This window comes from Ferrimonas senticii DSM 18821 (assembly GCF_000422665.1).
In the GTDB taxonomy this organism is placed as follows: Bacteria; Pseudomonadota; Gammaproteobacteria; order Enterobacterales; family Shewanellaceae; genus Ferrimonas; species Ferrimonas senticii.
In genome coordinates, this window is the sequence record NZ_AUGM01000001.1 from 428,241 (window position 1) to 447,625 (window position 19,385).

Sequence of the window (19,385 nt, forward strand, 5' to 3'; positions counted from 1 at the left end):
CAGCCCTCTGTTTTAAGCAATAACTATTAGAACAAGGATTCACCCTAAAATGCGTCTTACCGATGTTGAGATCATTGAACATTTGAACAGCAACCTGATTGTGGTCGAGCCGCGCCCAAGCGACGACAAAATCAGTGGTGTCAGCTTGGATGTAACCCTCGGCAATAAGTTTCGAGTGTTTAAAGATCACACCGCATCGCACATTGATCTGTCCGGTCCACGTTCGCACGTGCAAACCCAATTGGATCAGGTGATGAGCGACGAGCTGCATATCGCCGACGACCAACAATTTTTCCTGCACCCAGGCGAATTGGCGTTGGGGATCACCCATGAATCGGTGACGCTGCCGGCCAATATCGTTGGTTGGTTGGATGGCCGTTCGTCGTTGGCACGTTTAGGGTTGATGGTTCACGTAACCGCCCACCGCATCGATCCAGGCTGGTCTGGTAACATCGTATTGGAGTTCTTCAACAGCGGTAAATTGCCATTGGCATTGAGCCCACGAATGGCAATTGGCGCCCTGAACTTTGAAAAGCTGGGGCGTGATTGTGCTCGCCCATACAATTCACGCGCCGATGCCAAATACCGTGGCCAAAATGGTGCGGTTGCTAGCCGCATCAGTCAGGACGGCTAATGGCATTCTGGCTTAATGGCCAAGCGGCCACGCACACCTCGCTGGCTGAACGTGGTCTTACCTTGGGTGATGGCCACTTCACCACGATGTTGGTATGCGATGGCGAAATTCAGTTGTGGCCGCTGCATCGACAGCGACTGCAACACGCCAATCTCGTCTTTGGCTTTGCCATGGACAGCGCCGATTGGTACCAACTTGAACAGCACCTAAGCCAAGTCGCCAGTAATTTAAAGCAAGCGGTACTGCGGTTAAGCTTGACCCGTGGTCAATCTGGTCGCGGTTATCACGGCAACTGGCAGGTCAAACCGCAGTGGCTGCTGGCGCTTAGCCAATACCCAAGTCACTATCAGCAATGGCAGCAGCAGGGCATTGCCGCATTGTTGGCGCAGCAGACGCTTGCCAGTGGTAGTGCTTTGGTTGGCTTGAAAACGCTGGGGCGTGCCGAGCAGGTGTTGTTAAAACAAGAAGCTGACCAGCGCCGCGCCGCCGAACTGCTAGTCTGCGACAGCGATGGCTATCTGCTCGAAGCAACTGCCGCCAATCTGTTTGTCCAAATTGACGGCATTTGGCAGACGCCGCAATTAAGCCGCAGCGGCATAGCTGGGGTGATGCGGCAATGGTTGTTAAACCAACTTTCTGAATTAGGTCACACCGTTACGGTGCGGCCAATCCATCGGCGTGAACTTAGCCAAGTGACCGCCGCCTTTGTTTGTAATAGTTTGATGTCGATTGTTCCATTAACCCACATTGAGGGCATCGCCCTTGATTCAGTGGCGCACTGTCGCCCGCTGCAAGAGGCGTTGTTATGCGCTGGTTAGCTCGAATTTTAAAGCTTATCGGCGTTGCCGCTACCATCGCGATTGCCGCTGGCGTCGTCGCTTATCAACAGGTTGAAAAATCGCTGGCGGCGCCGCTGGCTCACGGTAACTCTGCCGAGTTAGTGGTTAAATCCGGCGAAAACGTGCGTACTTTGCTGACTCGTTGGCAGCAGCAAGGTTGGGTGGAATCGGAACTGTGGTTGCGATTGGCACTGAAGCTCAAACCGCAACTGGCCAACATCAAGGTCGGTACCTATCAGCTGCCAGAACAATTGACCGTTGAGCAAGCGCTGGCGCTGCTGGTTAAAGGCGTTGAGGCACAGTTCTCGATCACCTTGGTCGAGGGGGGCACCATCAAGCAGTGGCTGGCTCAAATCGCCGAACACCCCCGATTAAAGCACACCATTGAATCGCCACAGGCGCTGGCGCAAGCGCTTAAGATTGACCAGAGCAATCCAGAAGGGTGGTTTTACCCTGACACCTATTCGTTTAACGCTGGCAGCAGCGATCTAGAGTTGTTGACCCGCGCTCATCTAAAGATGGAGCAGGAGTTACAGCGGGTCTGGCAAGACCGCCAGCAGCCACTGCCGCTAAACAACGCCTATGAACTGCTGACGCTGGCGTCGATCATCGAAAAAGAAACTGCGGTAGCCTCTGAGCGGCCAACGGTAGCGTCGGTATTCATCAATCGCTTAAATAAAAAGATGCGATTGCAAACCGATCCGACGGTAATTTACGGCGTTGGTGACGCTTACAACGGCGACATTACTCGCAAGCACTTGCAGACCAAGACGCCGTACAATACCTATCGCATCGATGGCTTGACGCCAACACCGATTGCCAATCCGTCGTTGGCATCCATCGAAGCGGCTGCCAATCCCGCCACCAGCAACTATCTGTACTTTGTTGCCAGCGGCGATGGTGGCCACACCTTTAGCAAAACACTTCAAGAGCACAATCGCGCCGTTAAGCGCTATTTGGCTCTGCAAAAGCAGTAACACAGATGTTTATCGTAATTGAAGGGCTCGAAGGAGCCGGCAAGAGCAGTGCGGTGGCACTGGTTAATCAAATCGTGGCTGAGCGTTTTCCTGAGCGCGAAATCGTTAACACCCGCGAGCCTGGCGGTACGCCGCTGGCGGAGGAGATCCGCGAGATCTGGAAGCAGCCACGGCAAGAACCAATGGCACCGATCACTGAATTGCTGATGGTCTACGCTTGCCGCGGCCAATTGGTTGAGACTGTAATTAAACCGGCGCTTGAGCGCGGTGCCGTGGTGATTGGTGATCGCCACAACCTAAGTTCGGTTGCTTACCAAGGTGGTGGCCGGATGCTGGCCGACCAAGTGGCGGCGTTATCGACCATCACTCTTGGCGAATTTAGCCCAGATCTGACCCTGTATTTGGACATCGATCCGGCGATTGGTTTAGAGCGTGCCCGGCAACGTGGTGAACTCGATCGCATCGAGCAGGAGAAGCTGAGCTTCTTTGAGCGGGCGCGCGCTTGCTATCAGGCGGCAGCGGCGACCGATCCACGGATCGTAACCATTGACGCGAGCCAACCCATCGAGGCCGTCCATCAGCAGATCCGCGCCTTGCTGGAGCTGAATCTGTGACAACATTGCCGCAGTGGCTTACCGAACCATGGCAGCAGTGGCTGGCGCGGCGCAGCAGTGGTCGCCTTGGTCACGGTTTGCTGATCCAAGGCGCCGTAGGGGTTGGCAAAGGACTGCTGGCAGAGCAGATCACCCAAGCACTGTTGTGTCAGCAACCGAGTGTTGCTGGCGGTTGTGGCCATTGTAAAAGCTGCTTGTTGCTTAACAGTGGCCATCATCCGGATCGAATCGATATCGAACCGGACGGCAACCAGATCAAAGTCGAACAGATCCGCGCGCTTATCACCGCCTTGGAAAGCACAGCCCATCAGGGTGGCGGCCGAGTAGTGATCCTCCATCAAGTTGAGCGATTAAATGGCGCGGCGGCTAATGCCTTGCTCAAAACCTTGGAAGAGCCGATGCCGGGGGTGCATCTAGTGCTGCTGACGGCGATGCCGCAACAGTTGCTGCCAACCATCGTTAGCCGTTGTCAGCGGCTGCTGGTTGCGCTGCCAACCTGGCAACAAAGCTGCGCTTATTTGGATCAAAGTCTTGGTAATCACGACGGTGATAGTGCCCAGCAACTGGGCGATTGGCCGTACTGGCAGGCGCTGTTGGGGGGGCCGCTGGCGTTAACGCAGTGGCTCCAACAGGGCAATGGTGCCGAACAGATCGTCAACTGGCGCAAATTGTGGCGGCAAAGCCTGAAAAGCGGTGTGCTGGAACAATCCTTGGCGGCGGTAGACAGCGAGCAGGCACCGCTGGTGGTCAAAGTGTTGTACTACGAACTGCTGTATATCGGCCGTAAACGTCCGCAGTGGTTGGCAAGCCACTATGCTTCATTGCAGCAGATCTCGGAAAAAATCACTTGGTTACAGCGGCAATCTGGCATTAACCTAGTCGCAATCATGCAACAAATGGTCACCGAACTGCGTAGCAAAGGCTAGGCAAGTTAAGTTTGGTCGTAAGTTTTACAAGGAAGTCTATGTTTGCGCTTGAGGCGATTTTTGAAAATCCCACTCAACTCTATCGAGCCTACATGCCGTTTATTCGCCACGGCGGCTTATTTTTCGTTACCAGCAAAGAGTATCAACTCGGGGAGCGGATCAGCGCCCGCTACCGCCTACCGGGTGATTTGGAATGGCATACCTTTGAAGGGCCGGTGGTATGGTGTAACCCACTTGGTTCACAGGGGGGACGCCCGCCAGGGGTCGGCCTAGGTTTTGAAATTGAAAACAATCCTCATAAGGATCGGATAGAGAAGGCGTTAGTTGGCCATGCCACCCAAGACCAATTGACCTCGACCATGTGATCAGCCGTAGCACCTAACATAAATTGGCAACAGCGCACCGGAACCATTACCCTGTGCGCTGTTTTTGTTTTAGGACGGTGAAACTGTGCTTGTAGATTCCCATTGTCATCTGGATCGTCTTGCGAGTGACGACAACCCCAACGCCATTGCCCAATACATTGCCAACGCCGAAGCCGCGGGAGTCAGCAAAATGCTGTGTGTATCGGTTAGCCAAGATGGCTTTGCGCCAATGCGCGCGGCGGTGGCCGGATTTGACAAGGTTGCGATCTCCTGTGGGGTCCATCCACTGGATGTTAAAGACGGTTACAACCGTGATTGGCTGGCAACCCATGCGGCAGATCCTAAGGTAGTGGCACTGGGTGAAACCGGTTTGGATTATCATTACGATAAAGAGAGCGTGGCGCTGCAGCAGCGCGCTTTTGCCGATCATATTGAGATTGCCAAAAGCTTGGATAAGCCGGTGATTGTACATACCCGAGAAGCCAAAGCTGATACCTTGGCAATCATTAAAGAGCAGGGGCCGGTCAATGGCGTGCTGCACTGCTTTACTGAGGATTGGCCGATGGCCAAAGCGGCGCTGGATTTGGGGTTTTATATCTCGATTTCCGGCATTGTGACTTTTCGCAACGCCGAACAGATCCGCGATGTGGTTCGGCAGATGCCACTGGATCGACTGTTAGTTGAAACCGACTCACCTTACCTGGCACCGGTGCCGTATCGCGGCAAAACCAATCAGCCAGCCTATGTGCGCGAAGTGGCGCAATATGTGGCCGATCTAAAACAGCTGCGTTTTGAACAGTTGTGTCAGATCACCACCGACAACTTCTATCGCTTATTTCCATTGGCGAAATAACGCCCTGCTAGTGCTAAGGCGCCGCATTTGTCGGCGCCTTTTGTTTATCCATTAAGCAAATGTGCGGCTTTCAAGACTTACTGTATAAACATACAGTTTGCTGGTGGCGCTTTAGATGGTTGCGCGGTTAACGGACGAAAAAAAAGCCTGCAACTATTCCAGTTGTCGCAGACTTAGGGGAACTGTTATTGCACTTAGGGGAACTGTTATTGCAAAAAAGGCAACGCCGCGCTTATGAGCATAAGCAGATGTTCAATTAACTATAGTCTGCGAGCGACAATTTCGCTTAATTGTGCAACCAACGCGTGTTACTCGCCCTGATCACTACGATATTAGGCGTGTCAGTGATAACAGCGCCGCTTAATACTCCCGCAGCATTTGCGACAAGGCCGCATCGCGGCTTAGCGACTGATGCTGTACCGCAAAGCGTTGGTCATCAACCAACAAGAAACTTGGGGCTTTGGCAAAATCGCGGGCACGGTCGCGGTCGAAGCGGTGACCGCCCGGTACCCCGATGTGGTAATTATCGTCGGCATTGGCGGTAAAGCGGATAACTTGCACTGGCGATCGAACTATCTCGTAATCCTCTGACGAGTAATCAAACAGCGCTTCATATTGCACAAATAGGATCTGTTTGCCGTCAGTTAACGGCACATGATCGGCGTAATGGGCAACGCGTTCGCCGTTGATGCTTAATACTCGAACGTCGTCGTCGATACTGAGATTAGCGGCGGCGATTGGTAAGCTCAGGGCGGCGACGGTGATGGCTAAAAAGGCAGTTTTCATTACAACTCCTTGATGCAAAGGCATCGTTACAACATCGCTATCAGTTGACCGAGGCAAACTGATATTTGTTGCAGTCCAGTTACGGCTAAACTTGCCGGGCTGTTCGACAACGGAGAAAAATCAGGATGAATGCAGATATTGGTGTGATTGGGCTGGCGGTGATGGGGCAGAACCTGATCCTCAATATGAATGACAACGGCTACAAGGTGGTGGCGTATAATCGCACCACCGCCAAAGTGGACCAGTTTCTTGAAGGGCCAGCAAAGGGAACCAACATCGTTGGTGCCCATTCATTGGCGCAATTGGTGGCGCAGCTGAGCGTGCCGCGCAAAGTGATGCTGATGGTGCGCGCGGGCACGGTAGTTGATGATTTTATTCAGGCGCTGCTCCCGTTGCTTGATGAAGGCGACATCATTATCGATGGTGGCAATAGCAATTTTCCTGATTCCAACCGGCGCATGACAGAACTGGCCGAACATGGCATTCACTTTGTCGGCACCGGTGTGTCAGGAGGTGAACTGGGCGCTCGCTTTGGCCCCTCGTTGATGCCCGGTGGTGCCGCAGCAGCGTGGCCAGCACTGAAACCGATCTTCCAGAGCATTGCCGCTAAAACCGACGCCGGCGAACCTTGCTGTGACTGGGTTGGGGCGGCGGGTTCGGGCCATTTCGTTAAGATGGTGCATAACGGCATTGAATATGGCGATATGCAACTTATTTGCGAGTGCTATCAATTTATGCAGGCGGGCCTTGGCTTGAATGCCGCGCAGATGCAGCAGGTATTTAGTGATTGGAATGACAGCGAACTGAACAGTTATCTGATTGAGATCACAGCCGATATCTTGGCAGTCAAAGACGATGACGGCGCGCCGCTATTGGATAAAATTCTTGATACCGCAGGGCAAAAGGGCACCGGCAAGTGGACCGGCATCAACGCCTTAGATTTAGGTATTCCGCTGACGCTGATCAGTGAAGCGGTGTTTGCCCGCTGCTTGTCGGCGCTAAAAGATCAGCGTCAACAGGCACAGCAACTGTTCGGTGCCGATATCAGTGCCGTAAGCGGTGATCGCGCCGAGTGGTTGGAGGCACTGCGCCAAGCGTTGCTGGCGGCGAAAATAATATCGTACGCGCAGGGCTTTATGTTGATGCGCGAGGCGTCTGAGCAAAACCATTGGGATCTGAACTTCGGCAATGTCGCCATGATGTGGCGTGGCGGCTGCATTATCCGCTCAGCGTTCTTGGGCAACATTCGTGATGCGTTTGAATCCGATCCACAATTGCCGTTTCTTGGTCTTGATCCTTACTTCAAACAGATTTTGCAACAGAGCTTACCTGCTTGGCGTAAGGTCGCCGCCAAAGCGATTGAATCAGGCATTCCGATGCCGTGCATGACCGCCGCGCTGAGCTTCCTTGATGGTTATCTGTGCGGCCGATTGCCGGCGAATCTGCTGCAAGCGCAGCGAGATTACTTTGGTGCCCACACCTACGAACGGGTCGACCGCCCTCGGGGCGAGTTCTTCCACACCGATTGGACCGGCAGCGGCGGCGATGTTGCTTCAACCACCTACGACGCTTAAGTGAGCTGACATTAATAAACAAAGCCCGGCTTCAAGGAGCCGGGCTTTTGCTATTACTGATAGTTGCCGCTTAGTAATGACTGATTTTGTCGCGTACCAATTCACGGGGTAGGCCGTTTTTCAAGCGGCTGTTGATCCATTTGGCCAGTCCCAACGGAGCACCGTCCAAACAGACTACCACTTTGCCCTTACCACCGGCGTAGCCCATCGCCACGTCCCGCCCCATCAGATATTGCTCGGCTTGCTCAAGCGTTAACTCAACCGCTTGGGTTGCATCAAGCGGTAACGCGGTTGCCGCTTGATGGGTGGTGCGAAAGCCTTTCTTATGACGATCCGCCAGCTTAACCCCAAGCCGCTGCAGTCGGATTTTATCCAGATAAGCCATCAATGGCGCCGGGAACCACCACAGCTCGTCATCCCGTTCCATCACCGTCCCGGCCTCTGGCAGAGCTAAGCCCAAGTCGGCCAAATGGCTATTGATGGCGGTGGCGATTTCCGCTTTGGCAGGCTTAAACGGAAACTTGCCGAGGCGTGGTTTGATATAGTCACTGTCGATGCTACCGTTTTTACGAATCGCTGCAACGAAGAACCCTTCGGAGTCGAAAATTTGCGGCCAAACGTGCAAGAAGCCCTCTGGCTCGCACGCTTTGTCGGCGCCAGGGAACAGTTCGGCGAGCGATAAAAACTCGACTTGTTGCGGGTACAGCTCTTTGAGGAAATGGCACACCTCATGGTTTTCTTGGCGATTCAGTGTGCAGGTAGAGTAAACCATCACGCCGCCAGGCTTGAGTGCCGCAAACGCGGATTGGATCAAGCCACGCTGAACTTCGGCGATCTCCGCAATCGAGCTTAAGCTCCAGTTTCCTAAAGCGTTAGGATCTTTGCGTACGGTGCCTTCGCCGCCACATGGGGCGTCCAACAAGATGGCATCGAACTGCTCTGGCAGGGTTGGACCAAACACGTGACCATCAAAGTGGGTTAGGGCAACGTTGCGCACCCCAAGGCGCTGCAAATTGGCGTGCAGTACCTTAACCCGAGAGGCGGAGTATTCGTTGGCGATCAGCAAGCCACGATTATTCATCAGTGCCGCCATCTGCGAGGTTTTAGAACCAGGCGCCGAGGCGACATCCAGCACTTCGTTGGGCTGGCTTGCAAAGTGAAACAGTGCCGTCGGTGGCATCATCGACGAGGCTTCTTGGATGTAGAACAAGCCAGCTAAATGTTCGGGGGTGTTACCTAACGCCTTTTCATCCTGTTCGCCTTGCAACCAAAAGCCCTCGGCGCACCATGGCACCGGCTGCAGTTGCCAACCTTTGGCTGCCATCCGCTCACAAAACGCGTCGACACTGATCTTGAGCGTGTTGACGCGGATCGAACGGCGCAGCGGCTGCTGGCTATAGGCAATAACATCATCAAGTTGCAGGTGTGCAGGCAGCTGTTGCTGCAACAGGGCAACAAATTCGGCAGGAAACTGAGCCATGGTGGGTTCCACAAACAAAAACGGCGGCCACTATAACATAGTGCCGCCGTATTCTTACCGGTTGGCTACGTCGTCCTACAACCGCGGTGCCCACTCAAGCCAACGGCTGTTGACTTGGTCGTATAATGGCAATCGCTGCCCCTCATCGAGACGATTGCGATCATTGGTGGAGGTTTCGGTCGCAAAGGCGATGCCGCCGCTTAGGATGGTTTCCAGCGATTCGGTTTTAATGTCGGCACCGCTGAACACCCCAAGCTGAATGTCGACGCCTGAGGCGTTCCAAAACCGGCTGCTGGCGTTAACCAAGTGCTGGTACTGCGGCTGCAACTGCACTTCGATATCAACCGAGTTACCGTTTTCTGCCAACCGGGTATGGACTACTTCGCCGACGCGTATTTGGCGGTACAACACCGGGCTGCCAATGTGCAGCGATCCCAAACGGGTTTGATTTAGCACCAGTCGCAGACCATCGGCAAATGGCAGCTGTAACGGTTCTTCCGTGGCGATGGTAAAACGGCTTTGCTCAACCTGATTGCGGCCAGGTAACACGCCAATGTGGTTGCCAGAAAGAATGGTTTGTACGTTGCGTACCCCAGATAGGCCGATCTCTGGCTGCACCAAGTAGTATTGGGCGTCGCTACGAACAAACTGGCTGGCCCAAGGCATCTCAAGCTTGGCTGTCACCTGTTGCTGTTGCAGATCGGCGCTCAGCTGCACGTCGGTCACTTCGCCAACTTGGTGGCCCTGGTAACGAATCGGGGCGCCATTGTCGATGCGCGCAGCGCCGTTTAGGATTAACCGTACCGTGTGGCTGTTGTGTAACGCCAACGCCTCACTGGCGTATATGTGATGATCGCTGAATTCACCCTCGGCAACAGTGTGGTCGACATGGCCCAAGCTTAAGCCACCGCGCACCATTGAAATCAGTGGATTAGCCCGCACTTTCAGCGATGCCAACGATCCCTCTACTTCGATACCCGAGTAGTGCCAGAAGCGGGTATTGCGGCCGATAAGATACTGATAGCGCTGCTCAATCTCCACTGCAACCGCCAGAGTTTGCTGTTGCAGTGACAACTCGGCCACTTTGCCAACTTGCAGATCGCGGTAAAACACCGGTGCACCCGGGTTTAAGCCGATCAGCGAATCCGTGGTCAGTGTCAACCTAATCGGTGTTGGTGCCAACGCGGCGTCGCGACTGTCTGCCAGATCAAAGCGCTGACCGGCGTCAGCTTGCGGACTGTTACTGGAACTGGAAAAGGCGATGCCGCCATGGATTGCATCGGCCAGTGGTGCGGCCGTGACCGACAGTTCAGAGAAATCGGCGCTTACAGCAACGGCACCGTGAAGCCAGAAACGACTGTTTTGGCGAACTAAGTTGGCATATTGTGGCTCTACTAATACCTCAATGTCGACCTCATCGGGGGTCAGTTTTACCGCTAATACCTCGCCGACAGCCACTCCACGGTAGCGCAGCGGGGCACCAACGCTAACGCCCTTGAGCTTATCTTGCCGCAGAATAAAGCGGCTGCCGACGGTGGCGTCATCGGGGGCCTTATCCAATAGCGCAAACTGGCTTTGGGGCTGGCCGCTGCCAGGCCATAAGCGGATAACATCACCGAAAATCAGGGTATCAAGGTTGGCAACCCCGTTTAGGCCGATTTGCGCTTTGACCTGACTAAAACGAGTGCCGCTATTGAGCAATTGTTGGTATTGCGGCTCAACAAATGCGGCAATGGTGACACCCTCTGCGCCCAAATTAATTGCGCTGATCTCACCAATATCGACGCCACGGTAGCGAATGGCGCTGCCGACACTCAGGCCATTGGCGGCGGTTGCGGTTAGGGTAAACGGCAGCTTCGGACTGGCATCACGATCGTTGTCAAACAGGGTAAATTGCTGCTCTGGCTGCGCCAACTGGCCATCGTCAGGAGAGGAAAAAGCGATACCGCCAGCCACCAACGTCGCCAAGCTTGGAACCTGCACATCAATTCCGGATTTGTCGGCATGCACCGCCGCCCCAGAGATATTCCAAAAACGACTGTTACTGCGGGCTAAATGACGGTAGTCACGCTCGATAAAAGCGGTAAACAATACGCCACTGCCGTCGCTTTGCAGTTGATAGTCGATCACTTCACCGACTTTTATCTGTTGATAGTAAAGCCCACTGCCGATGTTCAACGATCCGCGCTGCTTTGCCAGCAGTTGCAGCATTAACCCTTCACTGTGGGCTGCCAGCAACGGCGCCTCAGCGAGCCCGATAAAGTCGGTGCGGCGTTTGCCTTCGCCGGGCTGCATGGCGATGTAGTTGCCGGAAAACAGTGCATCCAGACCATCAATGCCGGTTAAAGAGGCTTTGGGGCTGACAAGCCAAAATTGGGTTTGTTGACGCAGCAGTTCATCGACGCTGTTTTGCATCCGCAGTGATACGTCGACCGAGCTGCGATCTTCGGCTAGCGACACTTTGCTTACTTGCCCAACCACAATCCCTTGATAGCGAACTAGGGTTTTGTTGGCTTCGATGCCAGTGGCGCTGGGAAAGCGCACTACGATGTCGCTACCGCGTTCTTGGATAAATCCGACCAACAACCACAACCCTAACACGGCGGCCAATATCGGTAGGATCCACACTGGCGATAGGTTTTTTTTCTTTTTGAGCACCGGAGCCTCGGGGTCAGCACTCTTGGTAGGGGTATTACTGCTCATTCTTGTCCTTTTCCAGATCCCACAGTAAACGGGTATCAAGTTGTTGGGCGGCCAGTTGGGTAAACAGAATCACTAGCGCGAAATAGGTGGCTGCCGGCGCGGGCAGGGCGAATAACAGTTGGCCGATGTTGATCACGCTGACCATAATGGCAATCACGAACAGATCTAACATTGACCAACGGCCAATAAATTCAATGATATGAAATGCTGTCGTCAGTTGCCGCTTCGATAATGGCAATCGCAAAGCGATGGTGGCGAGAATCACCCCCAAGCCGATGATTTTGCCGACTGGCACTAAAATTGACGCCACAAATACGATCAGGCCAATACCGTGCATCCCCGAACGAAACAGAAAACCGATGCCGGAAAGGATGGTGTCGTAAGCGTTACCCCCTTGGTTAACCGTTTGCGTAATTGGCAATGCATTGGCGGGGAATAATAAAAACAATGCGGTTAACAACAGCGCCGCACTGATTTGTAGCGAGTAAGGTTTGCGCTGATGTAACCGGCTACCACAGCGGGGACAGCACTCGGCGAGTTCAGTGGTTAACCGACAGGCGTTACACAACACTAACTGCGGCGATTCACTGTTGTTGTTCATAGCGCTGCCACATCCCTTTGGCGTTGTATTCGTATTGTACGTAGAAGATGGCGATAAACAGCAGCACCAAACAGACGCTGCCGGCGCCGAACTCAAGGCGCGCGAAATCGGACAATTTAAAGACCGCCACGAAGTAACTGATAAGGTAAATTTCAACCATCGACAACTTGGCCAATAAGCGGTGTTTTAGCAGTAACCAGCGTAATAACTTTGGTGCAACTGGCCGTCGGATCAGCAGCAACTGCGCCAGCACCGACAGCAAAAACAGCAGTGGCGCAACCACCGCAGTAAGCAGCACCGCCAGTCCAACCAGGCCAAAGCCCGCCTCAATAACGGTGATGGCACCACTGGCGATGGTGGCCGAGCGTAAATTGCCAAGCAGATCGATCTGCACCACCGGTAACAGATTTGCTGGCAGGTAAACCAATAGGGCAGCGATAACCAACGCCAATAACACGTTTTCATCGCCATACGCTCGTTCATAGACCTTGCTGCCACAACGGCGACAGTGGGCTCTTACGCCGCTTGGTAATGATTTCAGTTTAATGCGCTGATCACAGGTCGGACATAGCAAAATTCGCTGTTTCACAGGCACTTCCAATGTTTTTAAAGCTCATTGTTTCAGTCTATCACTGCCGCACCGATCGCAATAGCGACAATAATCTGTACAAATAGGCGGTCGCACAGGCCTTTTCCTTGACTCAGTGTAGGGAAACTGGGTTAATGGCAGACTGATTATTACCCTAAGTTTCGAACATGTTGTCCGCTGAAACCCTCGACTATGGATTGCTGAGTGAGCAGGCGCAGAGCTTGATTGCCGGAGAGTCCAACCGCATTGCCAATTTGGCAAACCTTTCTGCTTTGATTTTCCATTCAATGAATGACCTAAATTGGGCTGGTTTTTACTGGCTTGAGAGCCCGGAGGAGTTGGTGTTAGGCCCCTTCCAAGGCAAGGTCGCCTGCGTGCGCATTCCGGTTGGTAAAGGGGTTTGTGGCACCGCCGTTTCCAGCGGCGAGATCCAGCGCATTGACGATGTCCATGCCTTCCCTGGTCATATCGCCTGCGATTGCGCCAGCGAGTCTGAACTGGTCATCCCGATCCGGGTTGCCGGTAAGGTGGTTGGGGTGTTGGATATCGACAGCCCGAAATTGGCACGGTTTAGCCAAGCGGATGCCGACGGCATGGCCAAGCTGGTCAGCGTGTTAGAGCGCCACTTAGAAGAGCATCAATGAAAGAGTTTATCCATATTCACTCCTACCTGATGGAAGCCCATGAGGTTGGTGAATGGGAAGGGCAAGAAGCACTTGCCGCCGAACACATCAATCAGCTGTTTCACGCGGTGTATGACCGTGCCGACAGCGATATTGAAGTTAGCCAACTCGAGCAGATGCTTGAGTCCGTATGGCCAAATTGGCAATACAACCCCCAACTCCTAGAGTTGGATGACGATATGATTGACGCATTCGTCGACGCACTATTCAACCATTTCGACCCAGAACAGGGCCAGGAAGACTTTTAATGACCACTGAACAACAACCAACCGCGGATAACTCTAACAAACTCAAGGACGTAAAAGAGGTAATCGCTTATCTAGCGGAAAAGTTCCCGCTGTGTTTTAGCCTTGAAGGCGACGCCAAACCACTGAAAATCGGCTTATTCCAAGAACTGGCCGAGCGTCTGGAAGGCGACGACAAGGTAAGCAAGACTCAACTGCGTCAAGCTATCCGTCGTTACACCAACAGCTGGCGTTACCTGCGCGGCTCTAAAGCGGGTGCGCAGCGTGTTGATCTGGATGGCAACGATTGCGGTGAACTGGAACAGGAGCACGTTGAACACGCGCAAAAGACCCTGCAAGAAAGCCAAGACCGTGCCAAGCAAGTGCGTCAAGAAAAAGCGTCTGCTGAACGCAAAGCTAAGCGTCCAGCAAATGCCAAGCCACGTCCTGCTCGCGCCCAACAAGCAGCTAAAGCAAAACCTTCTAAAATCAAAAAAGAAGCGGTAGAGCGGAACTCCAAGCCATTGGAGAAAGTCGAAGCTGATAAGCTGAAAGTGGGCATGACTGTGATGGTTACCCTGGGCCGCAACCCGGCTAAAGGCGTGATCAGCGATCTGTCCAAAGGCGACGTAATGGTTAGCCTAGACTCTGGTCTGACTGTAAAAGTTAAAGCAGAGCACCTGCGCGTGTAATTCACACCCGCAACAAGGAGTAGCGAGTAAATGAGAAAAAACGTCATTACCACTTTACTGGCAGGCGTGTTGTTTTCGTCTCAAGCGTGGGCGATAGCACCGACATTGCCGATTGATTCCCTGCCGGATCTTGAACAAGAATCCCAGCATAAAATCGCCAGCAAAAGGGTAACTGATCTCTTTACTCGCTCTCACTACCGTCAAATCCAGTTTGATCAGCAGTTTGCCGAAACCGTGTACGATCGCTTCTTGATGCATTTGGACGCCAACCGCTCCAACATGCTGGCCAGCGATATCGCCAAGTTTGACAAGCTGAAACTGGATCTGGTGAACGACATCCGTGTAGGAGAGCTTGTCGATGCCTACCAGATGTTCGAATTGTCGATGCAGCGTCGCTATCAGCGTCTTGAGTACGCGCTATCACTGCTTGACACCCCAATGGATTTCTCTGTTGCTGGCGACCGCTATGTGTTTGATCGCACTGAAGCGCCGTGGCCGACAACGACCGCCGAACTTAACGAGATTTGGCGCCAGCGTGTTAAAAACGACGCACTCAATTTGGCGATGACCGGCAAACAGTGGCCGGAAATCAAAGAGATGCTAGGTAAGCGTTACAACAACGCGATCAAGCGTCTAAGCCAGACCCAAAGTGAAGATGTGTTCCAATCGGTGATGAACTCTTTCGCCTATTCATTGGAACCGCATACCAGCTACCTCTCGCCACGTAACGCCGACCGTTTTAAAACCGAGATGAACCTGTCACTTGAAGGCATCGGCGCGGTGCTTACCGTAGAAGACGACTACACCGTGATCCGCGAATTGGTTACCGGTGGCCCAGCCGACAAACAAGGTGATTTGCGTCCGGACGATCGCATCATTGGCGTTGGTCAAGAGGGCGAGGAGGTGGTTGATGTCATCGGTTGGCGCCTCGATAACGTAGTGGAGCTAATCAAAGGCAAAAAAGACACTACCGTAACGCTCGAGGTGCTGGCGGCCAAAGACGGCAACAACGCCCGGCCACAAACGATTAAGATCGTCCGTGACAAAGTGCGTTTGGAAGACCGTGCCGTTAAAGCGGAAGTAATCACGGTGCCGGCGACTGCCGGTAATGGCGAACGCAAAGTTGGGGTTATTGATATCCCAAGTTTCTACATGAATGTCTCTGCTGATGTCGCTAAAGCGATTGCCGAACTGCAAGCGCAGCAGGTGGAAGGCATTGTGGTTGATCTACGTAACAACGGCGGCGGTTCGCTTAGCGAAGCCAGTTTGCTCACTGGCCTATTTATCAGCAAAGGGCCAGTGGTACAGATCCGCGACCAACGCAATAAGGTCACCGTTAATGGCGACAGCGACGCGGCCATCGCTTACGGCGGGCCATTGACGGTGATGGTTAACCGTTACAGCGCCTCGGCATCTGAAATTTTTGCCGCCGCACTGCAAGATTACGGCCGTGCGGTAGTGCTTGGTGAGCAGACCTTCGGTAAGGGTACCGTGCAACAGCATCGGCCGCTGGGACGGATCTACGACCTATACGATAAGCCGATGGGTAACGTCACTTATACCATCTCCAAGTTTTATCGTATCAACGGCGGTTCAACCCAATTGAAAGGGGTAACCCCTGACTTGCTGTTCCCAAGCTTTGTGGTTGAAGGTGAGTATGGTGAATCGCAGGAAGAGAACGCCTTGCCGTGGGATTCAATCCCAAGTGCCCGCTACCGCAATTTGCAGGACGTTGATAGCAACCTGATTGGCTACCTGGATGGCCGTCATCAACAGCGGCTGCAAGGTAACTACGAATTTGATCTGCTAAAGGAAGATATCGCTCGCTATCGCGCCGATAAAGATCGCAACTGGATCACCTTGGTTGAAGCCGAACGTAAATCGGAGCAACAAGATGATGACGCTCGGGCGTTAAAACGGTTAAATGAACGTCGGCAACAGCAAGGTTTGCCGGCAGTGACCGATTTGGCGGATGGTGATGATATGGAGTTGCCGGATTATCAATTGCAAGAGGCCGGTGCCATCACCCTTGATTTGGTCGATTACAATCTGACCGCAAGAAAAGCGTCATAACCTGATGATTCTCTAAAAGCGTCGCTTCCAGCGGCGCTTTTTTGTGTCTAAAGGGTACAACTTCAGGATGAACCAATCGATTAGTGGTTGCCATCATCGTTATTGCCTCCGGCATTGATATACTCGTTGCGGTAAAAACTTTTATAGCAAATGGAGGCCGTGCCACATGGAGGCCATGCAAGCCAAATTGCGCAGCGATTATCGCGCGCCCCAATACACCATTGATCAGTTACACCTTGATGTGAAACTGGACGATCACGCCACCGTTGTTACCGCAACCTCACAAGTTATTCGTAACGATGCCGATGCCAGCCAACTTCATTTGGATGGTGATCACCTAACGTTGCGGTCGGTTGCCATTAATGGCAACGCTTTGGCGGATGACCAGTACCAGCAAATTGGCGGTGGGCTGCTGCTAGAGGCCGATCTGGATCAGTTTGAACTGACCATCGTCACTGAGATTGATCCGGCTAATAACACCGCGCTAGAAGGCCTGTATAAGTCTGGTGGTGCGTTTTGTACGCAGTGCGAAGCCGAGGGCTTCCGTCGCATCACTTATTTTCTAGACCGTCCTGATGTCCTCGCTAAGTACACCACTCGCGTTGAAGCAGATAAAGCCGCGTACCCCTACCTGTTGTCAAACGGCAACAAGATCGACAGCGGAGATTTGGCTGAGGGTCGTCACTTTGCCATTTGGCAAGATCCGTTCCCAAAACCAAGCTATCTGTTTGCCTTAGTGGCTGGCGATTTTGATCTGTTAGAAGACAACTTTATCACCCGTTCCGGCCGCAATGTGGCGCTGCAACTGTTTGTTGATCGGGGTAACCTTTACCGTGGTGAGCACGCCATGGCATCGCTCAAGCGAGCGATGAAGTGGGATGAACAACGCTTTAACCTTGAATACGATCTTGATATCTACATGGTCGTCGCGGTCGACTTCTTTAATATGGGAGCGATGGAAAACAAAGGCTTAAACGTCTTTAACTCCAAAGCGGTGCTTGCCGATCCACAAACCGCCACCGACGATGAATATCACCGCATTGAGTCGATCATCGGCCACGAGTACTTCCACAACTGGACCGGTAACCGAGTTACCTGTCGAGATTGGTTCCAATTGAGCCTGAAAGAGGGCTTAACGGTATTCCGCGACCAAGAATTCTCCTCTGACTTAGGCTCACCGGTAGTAGAACGTATTGATGCGGTCAATATGATGCGCAGCCATCAGTTTGCCGAAGATGCCGGTCCGATGGCGCACCCGATCCGACCTGATAAAGTGCTGGAGATGAATAACTTCTACACCGTTACCGTATACGATAAGGGCGCCGAAGTGATCCGGATGATGCACACCTTGTTGGGCGAGCAGAAGTTCCAACTGGGGATGCAACTGTACTTTGAGCGGCACGATGGTCAAGCGGTAACCTGTGATGATTTTGTCGCAGCAATGGAGGACGCCAGCGGCGTCGATCTGAAACTTTTCCGTCGCTGGTACAGCCAATCGGGCACGCCGGTTGTAACCGCATCCGAGCGCTACGATGCTAGCGCAGGCCAATATCATTTGACCTTAACGCAGCATACGCCGGCGACTGCCGATCAAGCTGACAAACAGCCTCTGCACATCCCAGTTGCGATAGAACTACTGAATGCAAACGGGCAAGCGATTACGCTGGTCTCTGACGGACAACCGGTTGCTAATGTGCTGAATTTCACCGAAGCGGAACAAACCTGGGTGTTTGATAACGTTGCTGGTCCGGTGGTGGCGTCGCTGTTTGAGAACTTCTCGGCGCCGGTCAAACTGCAACAGCAGATCAGCAATGCTGACTTAGCGTTGATCATGGCTAACGGCAGTAATGACTTTGCCTGTTGGGATGCAGGGCAACGATTGCTGACCAATGAAATTTTGGCAATTGTCGATGGCGCGCAGAGCCGTGGCAGTGACCTGTTGTTGGATGCCATCCGTCAGGTGCTGTTGGATGAACGCCGCGATCCCGCGCTGATTGCCTTGATGCTGGCATTGCCAACCGAAGCCACCCTAGCGCAGCAGCGCAGCGACGTTGATGTCGAGCTGCTGCATCAAAGCCGGCGCCAGTTGTTAGCGCAGATAGGTCAAGATCTTGATGATGAACTGTTGGCTCGCTACCGAGACTGCCACGATGGCGAGTATCAACAGCACGGCCAAGCGGTTGGCCGCCGCGCGTTGAAAAACGCCTGTTTGTTTATTCTGGCGATTGCTGGCAAGGCGACTACTCAAGAACTGTGCGGACGCCAATTTGCTGAAGCGGATAACATGACCGATCGATTGGCGGCACTGAACGCCATGAATCAGGGGCAATTACCGGCGGTAACCGACGCGCTGGCAAGCTTTGAAGCGCAGTGGCGTGACAATCCGTTGGTGATGGATAAATGGTTTAGTCAGGTTGCGATGGCGCCGAAAGGCGATGTGCTGGCCGATATTCAAGTCGCGATGCAACATCTGCAATTTGATATCGCTAATCCAAATCGAGTGCGCGCGCTTATCGGTGCCTTTGCGAGCGGCAACCGTAATCAGTTCCACGCCATTGATGGCAGCGGCTATCGTTTCTTGACCGATCAGTTGATCGAACTTAATGCCATCAATCCGCAATGCGCGGCGCGGATCATTACCCCGTTGATGGCGTGGAAAGAGGTAGATGAGGAGCGTCAAAGGTTGATGAAGGCGCAACTGCAGCGTCTGGCGGCACTGCCCAACTTAAGCCGTGATCTGTATGAAAAGGTAAGTAAGTCGCTGGCGTAGCC

Annotated in this window: 18 protein-coding genes; 13 read left to right on the forward strand and 5 right to left on the reverse strand. The window is 53.2% G+C overall.

The annotated features are described in order from the left end of the window. The first annotated feature begins 49 nt into the window (after positions 1-49). From dcd to G506_RS0102030, 7 genes are all read left to right on the forward strand, one after another. Complete coding sequence (gene dcd, locus G506_RS0102000) at positions 50-634, forward strand: dCTP deaminase (RefSeq protein ID WP_028115416.1); 585 nt, start codon at positions 50-52, stop codon at positions 632-634. Further along, positions 634-1,452 (forward strand): aminodeoxychorismate lyase, encoded by an 819-nt coding sequence (pabC, locus tag G506_RS18480; protein WP_051201821.1) that lies wholly within the window; start codon positions 634-636, stop codon positions 1,450-1,452. Before dcd ends, pabC begins: the two co-directional genes overlap by 1 nt. Continuing rightward, on the forward strand, positions 1,440-2,450 hold the full coding sequence (gene mltG / locus G506_RS0102010) for an endolytic transglycosylase MltG (protein ID WP_035386891.1): 1,011 nt from the start codon (positions 1,440-1,442) through the stop codon (positions 2,448-2,450). The genes pabC and mltG overlap by 13 nt, the downstream gene beginning before the upstream one ends. Before the next feature lie 5 nt (positions 2,451-2,455). Further along, complete coding sequence (tmk, locus tag G506_RS0102015) at positions 2,456-3,064, forward strand: dTMP kinase (protein WP_028115418.1); 609 nt, start codon at positions 2,456-2,458, stop codon at positions 3,062-3,064. Continuing rightward, positions 3,061-3,990, forward strand: a complete 930-nt coding sequence (gene holB, locus G506_RS18485; protein WP_084631072.1) for a DNA polymerase III subunit delta' — start codon at positions 3,061-3,063, stop codon at positions 3,988-3,990. The genes tmk and holB overlap by 4 nt, the downstream gene beginning before the upstream one ends. Before the next feature lie 38 nt (positions 3,991-4,028). Beyond that, positions 4,029-4,355 (forward strand): PilZ domain-containing protein, encoded by a 327-nt coding sequence (locus tag G506_RS0102025; RefSeq protein WP_028115419.1) that lies wholly within the window; start codon positions 4,029-4,031, stop codon positions 4,353-4,355. 85 nt (positions 4,356-4,440) lie between these two features. Beyond that, complete coding sequence (locus tag G506_RS0102030; RefSeq protein ID WP_028115420.1) at positions 4,441-5,208, forward strand: TatD family hydrolase; 768 nt, start codon at positions 4,441-4,443, stop codon at positions 5,206-5,208. 360 nt (positions 5,209-5,568) lie between these two features. Here the strand turns inward: G506_RS0102030 and G506_RS0102035 are convergent, their stop codons facing one another. Continuing rightward, positions 5,569-5,994 carry a DUF2057 family protein gene (locus G506_RS0102035; RefSeq protein WP_028115421.1) on the reverse strand — a complete coding sequence of 142 codons (426 nt, stop codon included), beginning with the start codon at positions 5,992-5,994 and terminating at the stop codon, positions 5,569-5,571. Between the two features lie 119 nt (positions 5,995-6,113). Between G506_RS0102035 and gnd the strand changes: the two genes are divergently transcribed. After that, positions 6,114-7,568, forward strand: coding sequence for a decarboxylating NADP(+)-dependent phosphogluconate dehydrogenase (gene gnd / locus G506_RS0102040; RefSeq protein ID WP_205619464.1), 1,455 nt, complete (start codon positions 6,114-6,116; stop codon positions 7,566-7,568). Between the two features lie 70 nt (positions 7,569-7,638). Here gnd and rsmF read toward each other — a convergent pair whose 3' ends face one another. From rsmF to G506_RS0102060, 4 genes are all read right to left on the reverse strand, one after another. After that, positions 7,639-9,048, reverse strand: coding sequence for a 16S rRNA (cytosine(1407)-C(5))-methyltransferase RsmF (gene rsmF / locus G506_RS0102045; RefSeq protein ID WP_028115423.1), 1,410 nt, complete (start codon positions 9,046-9,048; stop codon positions 7,639-7,641). 75 nt (positions 9,049-9,123) lie between these two features. After that, positions 9,124-11,751 carry an MlaD family protein gene (locus tag G506_RS0102050; protein WP_028115424.1) on the reverse strand — a complete coding sequence of 876 codons (2,628 nt, stop codon included), beginning with the start codon at positions 11,749-11,751 and terminating at the stop codon, positions 9,124-9,126. Next, positions 11,741-12,352, reverse strand: a complete 612-nt coding sequence (locus tag G506_RS0102055) for a paraquat-inducible protein A (RefSeq protein WP_028115425.1) — start codon at positions 12,350-12,352, stop codon at positions 11,741-11,743. The genes G506_RS0102050 and G506_RS0102055 overlap by 11 nt, the downstream gene beginning before the upstream one ends. Continuing rightward, on the reverse strand, positions 12,336-12,941 hold the full coding sequence (locus G506_RS0102060) for a paraquat-inducible protein A (protein WP_051201823.1): 606 nt from the start codon (positions 12,939-12,941) through the stop codon (positions 12,336-12,338). Before G506_RS0102060 ends, G506_RS0102055 begins: the two co-directional genes overlap by 17 nt. Positions 12,942-13,108: 167 nt before the next feature. Between G506_RS0102060 and G506_RS0102065 the strand changes: the two genes are divergently transcribed. The 5 genes from G506_RS0102065 (at position 13,109) to pepN (ending at position 19,383) form a co-directional block, all read left to right on the forward strand. Further along, complete coding sequence (locus tag G506_RS0102065) at positions 13,109-13,585, forward strand: GAF domain-containing protein (RefSeq protein ID WP_028115427.1); 477 nt, start codon at positions 13,109-13,111, stop codon at positions 13,583-13,585. After that, positions 13,582-13,872: a hypothetical protein gene (locus G506_RS18490; protein WP_051201824.1), complete on the forward strand. Its 291-nt coding sequence runs from the start codon at positions 13,582-13,584 to the stop codon at positions 13,870-13,872. Before G506_RS0102065 ends, G506_RS18490 begins: the two co-directional genes overlap by 4 nt. Beyond that, positions 13,872-14,540 (forward strand): RNA chaperone ProQ, encoded by a 669-nt coding sequence (proQ, locus tag G506_RS0102075; protein WP_028115428.1) that lies wholly within the window; start codon positions 13,872-13,874, stop codon positions 14,538-14,540. The genes G506_RS18490 and proQ overlap by 1 nt, the downstream gene beginning before the upstream one ends. Before the next feature lie 30 nt (positions 14,541-14,570). Next, a complete protein-coding gene (gene prc / locus G506_RS0102080; protein WP_028115429.1) occupies positions 14,571-16,613 on the forward strand; it encodes a carboxy terminal-processing peptidase in 2,043 nt (680 codons plus the stop codon). A 166-nt stretch (positions 16,614-16,779) separates the two neighbouring features. Further along, positions 16,780-19,383 carry an aminopeptidase N gene (gene pepN / locus G506_RS0102085; RefSeq protein ID WP_028115430.1) on the forward strand — a complete coding sequence of 868 codons (2,604 nt, stop codon included), beginning with the start codon at positions 16,780-16,782 and terminating at the stop codon, positions 19,381-19,383. The last annotated feature ends 2 nt before the right edge of the window (positions 19,384-19,385 follow it).